The 15,032-nt window shown below is 67.2% G+C and carries 13 protein-coding genes; 9 read left to right on the top strand and 4 right to left on the bottom strand.

Translation table 11 applies throughout. The annotated features are described in order from the left end of the window. Nucleotides 1–438 precede the first annotated feature (438 nt). Nucleotides 439–876, top strand: a complete 438-nt coding sequence (locus tag OD750_RS10895) for a cell wall hydrolase (RefSeq protein WP_263544739.1) — start codon at nt 439–441, stop codon at nt 874–876. 96 nt (nt 877–972) lie between these two features. Here OD750_RS10895 and OD750_RS10890 read toward each other — a convergent pair whose 3' ends face one another. Continuing rightward, a complete protein-coding gene (locus OD750_RS10890) occupies nt 973–1,413 on the bottom strand; it encodes a glycine zipper 2TM domain-containing protein (RefSeq protein ID WP_263544738.1) in 441 nt (146 codons plus the stop codon). Between the two features lie 139 nt (nt 1,414–1,552). On the opposite strand from OD750_RS10890, the gene OD750_RS10885 reads away from it, so the two are divergent. Continuing rightward, entirely contained in the window at nt 1,553–2,737 is a 1,185-nt protein-coding gene (locus OD750_RS10885) for a magnesium transporter (protein ID WP_263544737.1), read from the top strand. Between the two features lie 197 nt (nt 2,738–2,934). Further along, entirely contained in the window at nt 2,935–3,486 is a 552-nt protein-coding gene (locus tag OD750_RS10880) for a DUF11 domain-containing protein (RefSeq protein ID WP_263544736.1), read from the top strand. Between the two features lie 59 nt (nt 3,487–3,545). On the opposite strand, the gene OD750_RS10875 is transcribed toward OD750_RS10880, so the two are convergent. Further along, nucleotides 3,546–4,526 (bottom strand): glycosyltransferase, encoded by a 981-nt coding sequence (locus OD750_RS10875; protein WP_263544735.1) that lies wholly within the window; start codon nt 4,524–4,526, stop codon nt 3,546–3,548. A gap of 100 nt (nt 4,527–4,626) precedes the next feature. Here OD750_RS10875 and OD750_RS10870 point away from each other — a divergent pair, with 100 nt between their 5' ends. Further along, a complete protein-coding gene (locus OD750_RS10870) occupies nt 4,627–5,412 on the top strand; it encodes a TatD family hydrolase (RefSeq protein ID WP_272841929.1) in 786 nt (261 codons plus the stop codon). Here the strand turns inward: OD750_RS10870 and OD750_RS10865 are convergent. After that, entirely contained in the window at nt 5,409–5,645 is a 237-nt protein-coding gene (locus tag OD750_RS10865) for a DUF6116 family protein (protein WP_272841928.1), read from the bottom strand. The genes OD750_RS10870 and OD750_RS10865 overlap by 4 nt on opposite strands. A gap of 53 nt (nt 5,646–5,698) precedes the next feature. After that, nucleotides 5,699–6,490, bottom strand: coding sequence for a tRNA cyclic N6-threonylcarbamoyladenosine(37) synthase TcdA (gene tcdA, locus OD750_RS10860; protein ID WP_263544734.1), 792 nt, complete (start codon nt 6,488–6,490; stop codon nt 5,699–5,701). Between the two features lie 532 nt (nt 6,491–7,022). On the opposite strand from tcdA, the gene OD750_RS10855 reads away from it, so the two are divergent. The 5 genes from OD750_RS10855 to OD750_RS10835 are packed head-to-tail and all read left to right on the top strand — an operon-like array spanning nt 7,023 to nt 14,761. Next, entirely contained in the window at nt 7,023–7,907 is an 885-nt protein-coding gene (locus OD750_RS10855) for a response regulator (protein ID WP_263544733.1), read from the top strand. Nucleotides 7,908–7,940: 33 nt separating this feature from the next. Next, entirely contained in the window at nt 7,941–8,309 is a 369-nt protein-coding gene (locus tag OD750_RS10850; RefSeq protein ID WP_263544732.1) for a response regulator, read from the top strand. Beyond that, nucleotides 8,309–8,851, top strand: a complete 543-nt coding sequence (locus tag OD750_RS10845; protein ID WP_263544731.1) for a chemotaxis protein CheW — start codon at nt 8,309–8,311, stop codon at nt 8,849–8,851. The genes OD750_RS10850 and OD750_RS10845 overlap by 1 nt, the downstream gene beginning before the upstream one ends. Beyond that, nucleotides 8,848–11,370 carry a methyl-accepting chemotaxis protein gene (locus tag OD750_RS10840; protein ID WP_263544730.1) on the top strand — a complete coding sequence of 841 codons (2,523 nt, stop codon included), beginning with the start codon at nt 8,848–8,850 and terminating at the stop codon, nt 11,368–11,370. Before OD750_RS10845 ends, OD750_RS10840 begins: the two co-directional genes overlap by 4 nt. Nucleotides 11,371–11,410: 40 nt before the next feature. Next, nucleotides 11,411–14,761, top strand: a complete 3,351-nt coding sequence (locus OD750_RS10835) for a response regulator (RefSeq protein ID WP_263544729.1) — start codon at nt 11,411–11,413, stop codon at nt 14,759–14,761. Nucleotides 14,762–15,032 lie beyond the last annotated feature (271 nt).

Genomic DNA, 15,032 nt, shown 5'->3' with positions numbered 1-15,032 from the left:
TTAAAGATTACAAAGAAACTATTACCCCGTTTCAAGAACAAAATACAGACTGAACAGCATGTTAGACAGGCGTTAATCCGCGGAATTGGCGTACCGGACGGTTTGACAACCCTGCCCCGGACCCGGTAGGGTGCGCCCCACTGACTCATCGCGGGTAGACATTCCCGCTTCGCAAAACTGATCGAACCAGGCCTGCCGAACCGGAAGAATTCGGATCTCGCAGGCGTTGGCGTCCGGGGCCGTGTGCCTATCCGGCGCCCTGGTTGGGCCCTCCCGACAGAGCGGGAGACGTCACTAACCGGCTGAACCTCCCCATTGCGAGGGCAGCCACGCCGCCTTACCGAAACGGCGGCGACACCGACATCCAGGTTTTCCGCAAGATGCACGGCGCTTCCGCGGCCCGGCGTCCCATGGTGCCGAGTGCACGGAGGTTTGACCATGAAACTGAGCTGGCTCATGTGGCTGACGCAAGTCATGCCGCAGCCTCTCGCCGACCAGACTTGCCTCGCAACGACGGTCTATCTCGAAGCGCGCAGCGAACCGGCGCTCGGCCAGATGGCCGTGGCCGAAGTCGCCCTGCGGCGCCGCGAACAGCGCCGTTGGGGCGATACGCTGTGCCAGGTCGTCAAGGCGCGTGGACAATTTGCCATGTCCATTACGAGCAAGAATTACAACCTGGACAACCTGGAATCGTGGCTGCACGCCTGGGTCGTTTCCGGCGCCGCCATCAACATGTGGAATCTGCCGGACAATCTGCGCATGCTGGTCGTGCCCGGTGCGAACCACTTCCTCGCCAGCTACGCCGAAACGCCGTCCTGGGCGACCGGCACGCCGCTCGCCGTGATCGGCGAACACCGCTTCTTCGCGGTGAACTAGCGCCGCCGGCGAGTCGCAAGCAAACCACCGAACGCCCGCGCAAGCGGGCGTTCGGCGTTGTTGGCATCGGCTATCGTTGAATAAACCGAACGTCGATCAACGATACAGATAGGCCTGCCCGTTGCGCACCTGCACGCGGTCGCCGCGCCGCAGCGATTCGCGATTGCTGCTCATCGTCACGCTGCGATGGCCGCCGTCGTCCATTTCGACTTCGATGCGCCACACGTCGCGCGAACCGCGATTGCGCTTTTCCACATTGTGTCCGATCGCGCCGCCGGCAACCGCGCCGGCGACCGTCGCCGCCTTGCGGCCGTCGCCCTTGCCGACCTGGTTGCCGAGCGCCGCGCCGGCAATGGCGCCGATCACGGTACCCGCGCCCAGATGCCGGTCCTGGTCGCGATCGCGATACACCTCGCGCACGACACCGCAGTTGCGACAGTAGTCGTAGCGGCGCGCGTCGGCGGTCGTCGAGGCGGTGCCGAGCACGGCCGCGAGCAACAGGGTCAACGAACCGAGAAACGAATGGAACGATTTCATGGGTAGCCTCCGTGAGCGCAGAAACGCCGTTGTCGCAGACCCGAGGCTGCCCCCCTGACGCTGAACCAGCGCATAGCCCGGGCCGCCTTTCGTTAAGCTAGCATTAGGGCTTCGACTTTCAAGCCCCCGGCAGGTCTCCATGGTGCCTTTGACCCAGCGCGTACGCGAACTCGATCCCAAGGGCGCGGCCGAAGCGCTGGACGAGTGCAGCGATACCGAAATCGCCGCCGTGCTGGCCGAGCTCAATCCGGGTCAGGCCGTCGAGATTCTCGAGGAATTCGCGCCGGAGCGCCGCGAGCGCATCGCCGCGACGAACAGCGCCGGCGAGCAATGGCTCGAGGACAGCGCCTGGCCCGAGGGCACGGTGGGCCGGCTCATGGAGGAACCCGTCGCGGTGTTCGCGGCCGGCACGCGCGTGCACGAGGCGGTCGACGCGCTGCGCGACGCGGTGCGGCACACCCTGATCACCTATATCTACGTCGTGGACACGAGCGACCGGCTCGTCGGCGTGGTCGCGTTCCGTGAGCTCCTGTACGCCGCGGCCGACGACACGCTGGCCGACGTCATGGTGCGCTCGCCGTTCGCGCTCAAGCCCGACATGGAGCTGTTCGACGCGATGCACGAAGTGGTCACCCGCCACTATCCGGTCTATCCGGTCTGCGACGACGACCGCCGACTGATCGGCGTGGTACGCGGCTCGGTGCTGTTCGAGCAGCAGGCCTACGAGATCAGCGCGCAGGCAGGTTCGATGGTCGGCGTCGAAAAAGAAGAGCGCACGGCCACGCCGTGGCTGCGCGCCTTGAAGTTCCGCCATCCGTGGCTGCAGCTGAACCTGTTCACGGCGTTCATCGCGGCCGCGGTCGTCGGCACGTTCCAGGACACCGTCAACCGCATCGTGCTGCTCGCGGTGTTCATTCCGGTGCTGTCGGGACAATGCAGCAATACCGGCTGCCAGGCGCTCGCGGTGACGCTGCGCGGCATGACGCTCGGCGAACTGCGCGCCGGCCAGGCCGCGGCGCTGATGGCCAAGGAAGCGCTGCTCGGCTTCGCCAACGGCGCGCTGACCGGCCTCGTCGCGGCGATCGGCATGTTCGCGCTGGCGACGATGCAGCACCATCCGCAGCCGGGGATGCTCGCGTCGATCACCTTCGTCGCGATGGTCGCGAGCTGCGCGATTTCCGGCGTCGCCGGCGCCGCGGTGCCGCTGGCGCTCAAACGCCTCGGCGCCGATCCGGCCACGGCGTCGAGCATTTTTCTTACCACCGCGACCGACGTCGTCAGCATGGCGCTGTTTCTCGGGCTCGCCGCGTGGCTGATCGCCTGACGGCGCGCGATCGGAAGCGAGCTGCCCGCGGGTGCCGCTCAACGGATCGCGGCGTGCGCAGGTGTCTTTGTCTCCCGTACGCACCTCGCCAACCGCGACGGAATGTTTACCGTCCATACGGCGAATTTGGCGCGTCCGGCGATTGAGCGGATCGCGACCGGCAACGTAGGCTTTCCTCACCTTCCGAGGAGAGCGGCATGCTTTGCAAATTTTCCAATAGTCTCAATGACCGCAACGATTGCGGCGCGGAGATCCTTCACCGAATCGGTCGGGTCGGCGCGCGCGCGCTGCTGTTGATCGGACTGTGCGGCGGATGGGCCGGCCCGGTTTTCGCGCAGGCGACGGCCGACACGGCGGTTCTCATCCAGGGGACCGCCGACGCACCGGCGGGTCAACCGGTGCAGTACAACGTCACGATCACGAACGCAGGCCCGGCGAATGCCAACGGAGCGCCGTTCAATATCACCTTCATGCCGCCGCTGGTCGCTGCGAACGCGACCTGCATCAACCCATTCGGAGGCGCGGTATGCCCGCCGCTGAACGGCGCCGGGCCGTATACCGGCAACATTCCGGCGCTTCCGCCGAACTCGGGATTCATGATCCAGATCATGGGAGGCGCACCCGGCGGCACGGTCACGGCCACGGTTCGCGCCGATCCGCCGCCCGGCACCAACGACCCGAACAACGGCAACAACCAGGCGACGACGAACACACTGCCGGTGGCCCTGCAGTATTTCGACGTGCAGTAGGCCGCACGACGCGGTTTGCCGGGCCGGCGAGCCGCGTCTGCACTTCGGTCGTCGCGGATCTATCCCTTCAGACCGAACCAGCGTCGCGGCAACAGCAGCTTCAACGCGCGCTCGGCACTCTTGCGACGCAAACCCGGATGATTGAGCCCACGCCAGATCGGCGCTATCCAATCGCGCCGCGGCTTCGTCAGAATCGCCTCGCGCGCATCGGCCTCGATGCGGTACATCTCGACGATGCGCATCGCCTGGACGCGCCGCTCGGCCGCCAGCTCCGGGGTTGCGGCAACCGCGTGTTCGAGATCGTCGGCGACGTCGCGGTACATGCGCACGGTGCGCTCGTAGCGGCGGCGAAAACGCTCCGGCGTGTCGTCGCCGCGCGCGAAGATCCAGTTGCCCAGGCTTTCGGGGTTCTGACGATAGTCGACCAGCGGTTCGGCCAGGCACAGGCCGCGGCCGAGCAACGCGGCGCGCAGAGACAGGATGTTGTCCTCGGCGCCCGCCACGAGCGGCCCGAATCGGTCGAACACCTCGCGCCGCAACGCGATCGTCGCGCCGAGCAGCGTCGCGAGCTTGCCGGCGCGCAGGAAGTACGCAAGATCGAATGACGGCGGCATGTGCCGCACGCCCCGGCGCAGCGGCGCGCCTTGCATGTCGATTTCGTCGACGACCGAGCCGACGATGTACACATCCGGATTTTCGGAAAACGCGGCAAGGCTGCGTTCCACGCGCGGCGGTCGCGCGATATCGTCGCCGGCCATGACGACGAACACGTCGCCGCGCGCCATCGCCATCAGTTCCGAAAGATGTCGCCCGAGACCGCGGTTGGTCTCGCTGCGCCGCACGACGACGCGATGCGGTCCCGCGTAGCCTTCGACGTGGCGCCGCGCGACCTCGAAGGTGTCGTCCGGCGATGCATCGTCCGAAATGATGATCTCGCACGGCACGGTTTGCGCGAGCGCGCCGTCGATCGCCGCCGCGATCGTGTCGGCCGCGCGCCATGCGACGAGAAGAACGCTCGCGGAATGCGGTGCGGAAGTCATGCGTGCGGGGCTGGGGAAAAACGCGAGTCTAGCGCCGCGACCCGCGGCCGGCGAGCGCGGCGCTTGCCGGCCACGCACTCCGCGCGCGAGACTCGGCCGGATGACGACACCCTCGCCCGCCCCGCTGACCGACAGCCACAGCCACCTGGACGTCGCGGAATTCGACACCGACCGCGACGCCGTCATCGCGCGTGCACGCGCCGCCGGCGTTACGCGGCAGGTGATCCCCGCGATCTCGCGCGCCGGTTGGGACGCGCTGGCCGCGCTGTGCCGCACGCACGACGGCCTGCACCCGGCGTACGGCCTGCATCCGATGTATCTGCCCGAGCATCGTCCCGAACATCTGGCCGATCTTGCCGACACGCTCGCGCGCGAACGGCCGGTCGCGGTCGGCGAATGCGGGCTCGACTACTTCGTGACCGACCTCGATCCCGACGCGCAGCGCCGCTATTTCGACGGACAGCTCGAACTTGCACGCGAATTCGACCTGCCGCTGATCGTGCACGCGCGCCGCGCCGTGGACGAAGTGATCGCCCGCGTGCGCCGCGTCGGCGGCCTGCGCGGCGTCGTGCACAGCTACTCGGGCAGCTACGAGCAGGCGTCGCAATTGTGGAAGGCGGGATTCTGCCTCGGCTTCGGCGGACCCGTCACGTACGAGCGGGCCAGACGCCTGCGCGACATCGTCGCGCGCATGCCGCTCGAATTCCTGCTGCTCGAAAGCGACGCGCCGGACCAGCCGCTCGCGAGCCGTCGCGGCGAACGCAACGAGCCCATGCACGTCGCGGAAGTGCTCGACCACGTCGCGAGCCTGCGCGGCGAATCGCGCGAGACGATCGCCGCGGCGACACGCGCGAACGCGGCACGGCTGTTCGCACTACCCGACTAGCGTGCCGGCGGCGGCGACTCGATTTCCGGCGGATCGTTGCGCCGCTTCCAGCGCGTCAGCAGCAATGTCGCGAGCGCGAGCAGTATCTCGTCCGCGAACGGAATGAAGTCGGGCACGACGAGGTCGATCGCGAACAGCACGGCCGTCACGAGCGCCAGACGCGGAAAACGCAGCCGCGACAGATACGCAACGACCGGCCCCAGCAAGAAACTGCGCACTCCGGCTTTCGACATCTTCCCGTCCTCTCCGTCCGACATGCCACGATATGCGGTCCGCCGCCCGCGGCTCAAGCGACGTCGGATCTCGCGAGCAGTTTCTCGATGATCTTGCCCGACGCGACCATGCCGAAGGTCGCGGTGACGTGCATCGCGGCGCCGAGGCCGGCACCGCAGTCGAGCCGGAAACTCGCATCGGCATCGGCCGGTCGCGTGCCGCAGACGCTGCCGTCGGCTTGCGGGTAGCGCACGTTTTCGAGCGAGAACACGGCCGGCACGCCGAAGTAGCGGTCGCGATTGCGCGGGAAGGCAAAATCCTGGCGCAGCTTCTTGCGCACGAGCGACAGCAGCGCGTCGTGCTCGGTGCGCGACAGATCGCGCACCTGGATGCGCGTCGGATCGACACGGCCGCCGGCGGAGCCGACGACGACGAGCGGCAGCTTGCGGCGGCGGCACCACGCGATCATTTCGACCTTGACGCGAAAACTGTCGCAGGCGTCCAGAACGATGTCGTATCCGCCGTCGAGCAACTCGCCGAGATTCACCGGCGTCAGGAACGACTGCACCGTGCGTACCTCGATCGCGGGATTGATCGCCCTGCAACGCTGCGCCAGAACGTCGACCTTGGCCAGTCCGAACTGGCCCTCGAGCGCGTGCAATTGCCGATTCGTGTTCGACACGCAGACTTCGTCGGGGTCGATCAGCGTCAACCGGCCGATGCCGCTGCGCGCGAGCGCCTCAACGCTCCACGAACCGACGCCGCCGACGCCGACGATGGCGACGTGCGCACGCGCGAGGCGCTCGATACTTCCACGTCCGTACAGTCTGTCGACGCCGTCGAATCTTTGGGGCTGCGCGTTCATCGTCATAGTTTACGTGGACCAGGGCATGTTGTGTCCGGCCTTTTTCTACGCCGCTTGAGAAAAAATTGAGATCGGCCTGAGGTCGAAGCTGCGCGCCACGTCCTAGATTGACCTCGGCTGCCGCGTTTCGGCGAAGGCAAGACCCCGATCGTTTCCGCATCCCCAAAAGCGGTCGGGCTCCCTTCAACGACGCGTTGCTTCCACGGCGCTTGCGGCTCTGCCGCAAGCAAATACTAAAAAAGTGTACGTTTTATTTTTTAATATCCAGTCCCGCGTGGAAACCGGTCGCGCTTGCGCCGCCGTTTTCTTCTCCTGACGGAAACGAACGACCGCGACCGAACCCATCGCGGTCGCGACCCGCAACCTGCGGAACTCCGACGCAATGCAAAGGCGCGAGCATGACTCCGACTTTTCTCGGCGATACGTTTGTTTTTTCCGATCGGCCGGTGTCGGGCGACGAATGTCGCCGCACGGACTTGCGTCCGTCGATCTGCGGCACCGCCGCGTCCGACCCGGCGGCGGAGTCGCAGGCGTGACGCCCGCCGTCCGGCGCGTCGCCGCCTGCGGCCTCTCGCCGCGCGAAGAACGTGTCGTCGGCATCATTCTTTCACGCGTGCCCTCGTCGCGGTTTCGCTACGTCTGGTCGCCTCTCCCGCACGACGAGGGCTGCGACATCCTGTTGATCGAACCGCTGGCGCCAGGCTGGCAGATCGCGCTGCAAAACTTGCGGGTCCACAGTCCGCGCGTGATAGCCGTCCATCTCGCCGACGCGCATGCGCCCGATCGACGCGGCTACAGCATCTCGCGACGCGCGTTGTGGTCCCATCTCGTCTGCACGCTCGACGACATCGTGCTGTCCGAAGCGAACGGCACGCAAGGATTGCTCGGCGGATCGAGCGCCACGCCCACGCGCGCCGCGGTGGCGATCCCGACGCCGACCGCGTCGACGCAGACGCCCGCGCCGCAGCTGGCGCAAATACGCGCGCTCGTACTCGACGACAGCATCACGGTGCGCAATCAGATCCAGGCGGCGCTGATCGAGCTCGGCATACGCAGCGAGGGCGTGTCGAACGGATCGGCGGCACTCGACCTTCTCGAGCGACAGACCTTCGATCTCCTGTTTCTCGATGTCGTGATGCCCGGCGTCGACGGCTACGAGGTGTGCCGGCGAGTCCGCCGCAACCCGGCCACCCGCAGGCTGCCGATCGCCATGCTGACGAGCCGGTCCTCGGCGTTCGACCGAGCACGCGGCGCGCTCGCCGGCTGCGATCTGTATCTCGTCAAGCCGATCGACGTCGTCGCCTTCCATCAGGCGGTCAACCGGATCGTGGCGAAGCTGTGCAAGAACGATCTGGCGCAAGCGCAACGGCGCGGATTCATTCCGGCGGCGGGCTGGCCGAGCAACCCCGCCGCATAACGAACGGCGCTTCGCGCCCATGAAGGAGGTTCCATGTCTTTGCGCACCGTACTCATCGTCGACGATTCCGCCGCCGAAGTGGCCAACCTGCGCGCCATCGTCACCGAAGCGGGGTGGCTCGCGATCACCGCCGCCAGCGGTCGCGAAGCGGTCGATCGTGCGAAATCCGAAAAGCCGAGCGTGATCCTGATGGATATCGTCATGCCGGAAATGGACGGCTACGAAGCCTGCCGCGTACTGCAGGCCGATCCGTCGACGAAGGCCATTCCCGTCGTGATGGTGTCGACGAAGAACCAGAAGGCCGATCAGCTGTGGGCGCGCATGCAGGGCGCCCGATCGCTGGTCGGAAAGCCGTATTCGAAAGCCGAACTGATCGACGCGATCAAATCGGCCGTTGCCTGATGAACGTCGCGAGTGCTCCGCTGCCCGTGCCGGCATCCACGAACGGCACCGAGGGCCGCGCTCGTTGCGGCATCGTGCTCGACCTGTCCGACGGGAAGCCGCTCGGTCTCCTGTTGCCCACCGGCAGCGTCGCGCAGCTGCTGCGCAACGTTCGCGCGACCCTCGTACCGAACACGCCGCCGTGGCTTTGCGGACTGCTGAACCGGCACGGCAATCTCGTGCCGCTGTTCGATCTTCCGCACTATTTCGGACTGGCGGCACGCGCCAGGTGCGCCCATGCGGTCGTCGTCGGCGACGGCGAGGCCGACGCCGCATTCGCGCTGCCGGTCGCCGTCGAGCCGCGCGTCCTGCCGCCCGACATGGCCCACGACGACGTCCGGGACGCGCCGCACGGGCTCGACGGCTTCGTCGGCGCAACGTACCGCCATGACGGACAACGCTGGTACGACTTCCGTTTCGATCTCTGGCTCGTGCGGCTCGCCGCAGGCACCGCTCCCGCTTCGCTCATCCCGTCCTCTTCCCTGGAGAAAAAACCTGCATGAAACCGTTCGAGGCGTTGAACAGCATCCGTGGTCGAATCCAGTACGGCACGCTGCTGCTGTCGCTGCTGCCGACGCTCGCCGTCGGCATCGCCATCAGCGTCATCGCCTTCGACCTCGGCCGCGATGCGCTGCGCGCACGCGCGCTCGAGCAGATAACGAGCCTGCGTACGCTCAAGGGCGACCAGGTCGTCGACTACTTCGCCGACCTCAGGAACAGCGTCATGCTGCTCTCGCAGGCGCGCTCGATCCGCACGATGGCGCCGAAGCTGATCGAATCGGTCGGCACGGTCGGTCCCGGCGTGCCGACCGCGGTCGCGCGCGAACGCATGCAGCGCTTCTACCTCGGCGAGTTTCAGCAGGAATACGCGCGGCGCAACGGCGGCGAGCCCCTCGACGTCAAGCCCATCCTAGAGCAGCTGTCCGACGCCACGTACGTGATGCAGTACCAGTACCTCGCGAACAATCCCAATCCGATCGGCGCGAAATCCGCATACGTCGGCACGAAAGACGGCAGCGCCTACGACAACGTGCATCAGGAACTGCATCCGCGCATCGGCGAGTTCGTCTCCGTGTACGGCTATCGCGACGTCTACCTCGTCGAACCGTCGACCGGCCTCATCGCGTACTCCTACGCGAAGGAAATGGACCTCGGCACGTCGCTGCTGAACGGGCCGTTCGCCAAGAGCAAACTCGGCGAGGCGTTTCGCGCGGTGCGGGAAAATCCGCGCGAGGACGCGTTCCATCTGACCGATTTCGCGGCCGACTACGCGCCGTCGCTGCTCGATCCGAGCGGCTTCATGGCCGTCGCCCTCGACGACGACGGCAAGCGCATCGCGATCGTCATCGTGCAGACGTCCGATGCGCGGCTGAACGAGATCATGACGTTCGACCGGAACTGGAACGAGGCGGGCCTCGGCAAGACCGGCGAGGCCTACCTCGTCGGTCCCGATGCCACCGCACGCAGCCTGGCTCGCAAGTTCGTCGAGAACAAACAGAGCTATCTCGCGCAACGCCGCGCAAGCGGCATGAGCGAGGTCGCGGCGAAACGAGCGGATGCGAAAGACGACACCGTCGGCTTCGAACCCATCCGGTCCTTCGCCGCGACCGAAGCGTTGCGCGGCAACACCGGCGTCACGACGTACGTCAGCCGTCTCGGCGAACGCTCGCTCGGCGCCTACGCGCCGCTGGACGTGCTGGGCCTGCGATGGGGCATCGTCGCGCGCTTCGACGAGACCGAAGCGTTCGCGCCGATCGCAGCCCTGCTGCGCAACATCCTTCTTTTCGGCGCGGCGCTGCTCGCCCTCGCGCTCTTCGCCGCATGGTACTTCTCGTCGCGCCTCGCGCGCTCGGTCAACCAGCCGATCGCACGTCTGCAAGGCACCGTCCGGCGGCTTGCCGACGGCGATCTCGACGCACGCACCGGCATCGCCTCGAACGACGAACTCGGCCAGCTCGGCAAGGCTTTCGATAACCTGCTCGACGATCGCGTCAACACGCTCGCGGCCGCGGCGCGCGAGAACGAGCAGCTGAACCAGTCGGTGATCGAGATCATGCAGGCGGTGAGCCGCCTGAGCTCGCGCGACCTCACGGTCAAGGTGCCGGTGACGGCCGACGTCACGGGCGCGATTTCCGACGCGTTGAACCTCATGACGAGGCAGACCGCGCAGGTGCTCTCTAACGTCGACGAGATCTCCGGCAAGGTGGCCGACGCGTCGAGCCGCGTGCGCGAACGCGCGGAGACGGCGATGGCCGTCGCCGAGGAAGGTTCGAAGGAAATCGACGCGGCATCGAAGGAGATTTCCGAAGCCGCCGATGCGCTCAGGGACATCGCGGAGCGCGCGACGCAGGCCGACCGCGCTGCCGACGAGGCGATCCGCAGCACGCGCGAGGCGCTGACGATCGTGCGCGACACGGTCGGCGGCATTTCCGCGTCGCGCGACCTGATTCGCGAAACCGAAAAGCGCATCAAGCGGCTCGGCGAGCGCTCGCAGGAAATCACTTCGACCGTGAATCTGATCGGCAACATCGCCGAGCGCACCAGCTTGCTCGCCTTGAACACGAGCATGCAGGCCGTCGCGGCCGGCGAAACCGGCCGCGCGTACGCGGTCGTGGCCGACGAGGTCAAACGCCTCGCCGAAGGCGCACGCGGCGCGACGCAGCAGATTTCCAATCTCGTCGGCGCCATCCAGTCGGAGACCGTCGACACGGTCGAGGCAATCAATCGTGCGATCTCGCAAGTCGTGGAAATCAGCCGCCTCGCCGAACGCGCCGGCGACCAGATGCGTTCGACCGAAGAGAAGACCGAACTGCTCGTGAACTCCGTGCGAAGCATTGCGCAGACGACCGACGCGCAGTCGCGCGCATCGGGCGCGCTGCAGACGCGCGCGCTGCAGATCCGCAACGCGACGCGCGAAACCGCCGACCAGCTCGCAAGCCAGGCGGACGAGACGCGCAACCTGAGCGACTACGCGACGAACCTCGTCGAATCGGTGCGCGTGTTCACGCTGCCGCGGCATTGAGCGGGACGACGGCCGCGGCAAAGGCCTTGCGGGAGGAAGCGTGATCAACGACGCCTACGTCAGCGATACCGTCGACGGCTTCGCGCGGCTTGCGGCACAAGTGCTCGACGGCAACGCACGCGCACGCCCCGAAGGCATGCCGGTCGCGAAGATCGCACAGGCGATGGAAGCGCAAAGCGCCGCCCGCGGCTTGCGCGGACTCGCCTACCTCTTGCGCCTGCTGCACAAGCTGCCGATCCGATGGCCGGCCGACCTCTCGCCGGCCGATCGCACGGTATTCGGTGCATGGATCGCCGACTGCCGCGGCTACGTACTCTGCGGCGAACCGCACGACGCGGTCCGTCTCGTCGATCCGCTGCTGTCGCTGTCGTTCGTGCCGGCGCTGCCGCCGCGCGTGCGCGAACTCGTCTCGGGCGCGCTGAACGAAGAGGCGTCGGAGTTCGCACGTGCCGCTTCGCGCCGTGCCGGCAGCGGTGGCGAAGCAAGTCTCGCGGCCGAGGCGGCGCGCGACGCGGCCGGAGACGACAACGCGCTGCCGCACGACGAGACGGTCGCGCCATCCGGCACTGCGGTGTGGATCTCGCGCGAGGAACTCGCGCTCGTTCGCGAGGCCATCGAAGCGCAGCTGCTTCCCGCCGTATCCGTCGCGCTCGAACGCCACGACGCGTCGCACGACGAGCGCGCCGAAGCGCTCGACGCCTGCCTGGACACGTTCGTCCCGATCGAATCGGCCGTCGAGGGACTCGGACTCGTCGGCTTGCACCAGGCCTGCGCCGGCTACCGGCGCCTGCTCGAACGCGTGCGCGACGACGCCGCGCCGACACCGGACGACGTGCACGCGGCCGGCGTCTGGCCGGTGCTGCTGCTCGGTCATCTCGACGATCCGCGTGACGGACAGGTCGCGGCCGATCTCGTAACCGCCCTGATCGAGGGCCGTGCCTTGGCCGACACCGACGCCGCCGGCCTCCGCACGGCACTGTCGGCTGTCGCGGTCGGCATCGATCCGACCGCACGGCTCGCACGCAAACGCATCGCCGAGGCGGCCGATGTCGCGCTCGAACTGGCGGCCGACGCCTTGCCCGGCGTGCTCGCGGGCATGCTGCAGGAACTGCCCGGCCGCAGCGCGGACTTCTCGGCCAGCGTGCAGCGCTACGTGCGCGCCCATTCCGCGGACGATCTCGCTCGCGCGCTTCGCGTCGCGCACACGCTCAAGGGCGACGGCAGCATCGTCGGCCTGCGCGGCATCGCCAATCTCACGCACGCGCTCGAAGAAATCCTGTCGGCGCTTGCGGCTTCGCCCGAGCGCGCGAACGCGCAGATCGATGCCTTGCTCGTCGATGCGGCGGACTGCCTCGAATCGATGAGCGACCACGTGCTCGGCCGCGCGCCCCCGCCCGAACACGCGATCGACGAGCTTCAGCGCGTCTACGACTGTGCCAACGCACTGCTCGACGAGGCGGACGGCGGCACCGTCGACGAATCCGCCGACGTCGCCTTGGCGCACGGCGAAGAAGTCGATCGCGACGCGACGGCGCAAGATGCCGCCTTGCCGGCCGACCGATCGTCACAGCCCCGCAGCGCCGACGCGACGGCGACGATCACGATACCGATGCGCCTGCTCGACGAACTCCGGCGTCTCACCGGCGAGACGATCATTCGCGCGCGGCAGGTCGAAGACCGCATCGTGCACATCGAGCGCCATCACGCCGACATCCGTACCCATGCCCGCGCGTTCCAGACGTTGATCGCGCAACTGCAGCAGCTCTTCGAAGTACGCGGCGCGGCACTCGACACACTGCGCCAGGCCGGCGCGTTGGACGATCTGGAGCTCGATCGCTACAACGAACTGCACACCGTCATGCTGCGCCTCGTCGAAGCGTCGGCGGACGCCCGCACGTCGATCGACGAACTCGACGACGAAGTGCTCGACTTGCGCGACCGGCTGTCGCAGCAGGATCGGGTACAGCTCGACGTGCGCGAGCACGTAACACGGGCGCGCCAGATCGCCGTACGGGACATTTCGCCGCGACTGCAGCGCATCGTCCGGCAGACGTCGCGGCAATTGGAAAAACCGTGCGAACTTCACATCGACGGCGACGGCGTACCGCTCGACAAGGATCTCGTCGATGCGCTCGCCGAGCCGCTGCTGCACGTGCTGCGCAACGCCGTCGACCACGGCTTGGAAGCGCCCGCGCACCGGGCCGCGCTCGGCAAGCCGGCCACCGGCCGCATCGCGCTTTCGTATCGCCGCGACGCCGGTTGGATCGTCGTGCTGTGCCGCGACGACGGCGGCGGGCTCGATGCCGAGGCGATTCGCCGGCGCGCGATCGAGCACGGCCTGATCGCGCCGGACGCCGAACCGGGCGACGCCGAACTCGCGGCGCTCGTGTTGCGCAACGGCTTCTCGACGCGCAAAGCCGCGACGCTGACCTCGGGCCGCGGCATCGGCTTGGACATCGTGCATCGACGCATCGTCGAGCTCAAAGGCTCGCTCGACTTGCGCTCGAGGCGCGGACAGGGTTGCGACGTCGAAATCCGACTGCCGTTGAGCCAGGTAGCCGCCGACGTACTGATGGTCGAAGCTGCGGACGCCGCGGTGGCGGTAGGCCTCGACGGCATCCGGCGCGTCGTCGCGTCGTCCGACGACGATCTGTCCGTGCGCGACGGTGCGCTGCGCATGACGATCGACGATGCGACGATCGGGGCGACGCGACTGGAAACGCTGCTTGGCTTCGAAACGTCCGCTCGCGGTCGCCGTGGAGAACGCCATGCGCTGGTCGTCGAATCGACACAAGGCGAACCGTTCGCCATCCTCGTCGACGCGGTCGGCGACGCGCGTGCCGTCATCGTCAAGAATCTCGGTCCGCACGTACCGCCGAATCCCGGCCTGCTTGGCGCCACGATCCTCGGAGACGGTGCGATCGCCCCGGTCGTGGATCTGCCGCAACTGCTGCGGCGACGCGCCAGCGAAGCGTCGCAACCGCTGTCGATCGTCGAGGAGATCCCGCCGGCGCCGTCGGTGCTCATCGTCGACGACTCGCTCAGCGCGCGCCGTTCGCTCGAACAGTTGATCGGCGATGCGGGCTTTCGCGTCGTCACTGCACGCGACGGCCTGGAAGCGCTCGAACGCATCGAGCTGGAGCGGCCCGATCTCTTGATCGTCGACCTCGAAATGCCTCGCATGAACGGACTCGAACTCGCATCGTTCGTCCGCAAGTCCGAAGCGACGCGCACGGTGCCGATCGTCATGATCACGTCGCGCACCACCGAGCGGCATCGCGAGCTCGCTCGCACGGCCGGGGTCGACGTGACGCTCGGCAAACCGTACTCGGAAGACGGCCTGCTCGGTCTTGTCGCCAATCTGCTGCAATCCGGTCGCGCGACCGCGTAGTCGAACGAGGCCGCTGCTCGTCGGCGACTCTTGACGCCGTTGGAGGAAATCGGCCCGCGCGTCGAGACGAACGGAATGCGCGACATCGGCGAACGTGACGCAAAATTGAGAAGTAAATGATGGGATGTTGAGCCAATCGAATAGGTGGACACGCCACAAAATTCGGATAGTGTCGCCGCCTCTCGCCCCCGGTCGTTCATGGGAGGTAGGACCGTCGTCTTCCTCGCTGCAGAGGGGACGGCGGGCCGCTTGAACCGTTACGAAAAAGCCC

The organism is Tahibacter soli, from assembly GCF_025717065.2.
GTDB lineage: Bacteria > Pseudomonadota > Gammaproteobacteria > Xanthomonadales > Rhodanobacteraceae > Tahibacter > Tahibacter soli.
This window is presented reverse-complemented; position numbering and strand designations above follow the sequence as displayed.

Coding starts and splice junctions, on each gene's coding strand:
- OD750_RS10865 (WP_272841928.1), bottom strand. CDS start 5,645: ATGTCGAAAGCCGGAGTGCGCAGTTTCTTGCTGGGGCCGGTCGTTGCG.
- OD750_RS10890 (WP_263544738.1), bottom strand. CDS start 1,413: ATGAAATCGTTCCATTCGTTTCTCGGTTCGTTGACCCTGTTGCTCGCG.
- tcdA (WP_263544734.1), bottom strand. CDS start 6,490: ATGAACGCGCAGCCCCAAAGATTCGACGGCGTCGACAGACTGTACGGA.
- OD750_RS10895 (WP_263544739.1), top strand. CDS start 439: ATGAAACTGAGCTGGCTCATGTGGCTGACGCAAGTCATGCCGCAGCCT.
- OD750_RS10845 (WP_263544731.1), top strand. CDS start 8,309: ATGAACGTCGCGAGTGCTCCGCTGCCCGTGCCGGCATCCACGAACGGC.
- OD750_RS10840 (WP_263544730.1), top strand. CDS start 8,848: ATGAAACCGTTCGAGGCGTTGAACAGCATCCGTGGTCGAATCCAGTAC.
- OD750_RS10885 (WP_263544737.1), top strand. CDS start 1,553: ATGGTGCCTTTGACCCAGCGCGTACGCGAACTCGATCCCAAGGGCGCG.
- OD750_RS10875 (WP_263544735.1), bottom strand. CDS start 4,526: ATGACTTCCGCACCGCATTCCGCGAGCGTTCTTCTCGTCGCATGGCGC.
- OD750_RS10850 (WP_263544732.1), top strand. CDS start 7,941: ATGTCTTTGCGCACCGTACTCATCGTCGACGATTCCGCCGCCGAAGTG.
- OD750_RS10880 (WP_263544736.1), top strand. CDS start 2,935: ATGCTTTGCAAATTTTCCAATAGTCTCAATGACCGCAACGATTGCGGC.
- OD750_RS10870 (WP_272841929.1), top strand. CDS start 4,627: ATGACGACACCCTCGCCCGCCCCGCTGACCGACAGCCACAGCCACCTG.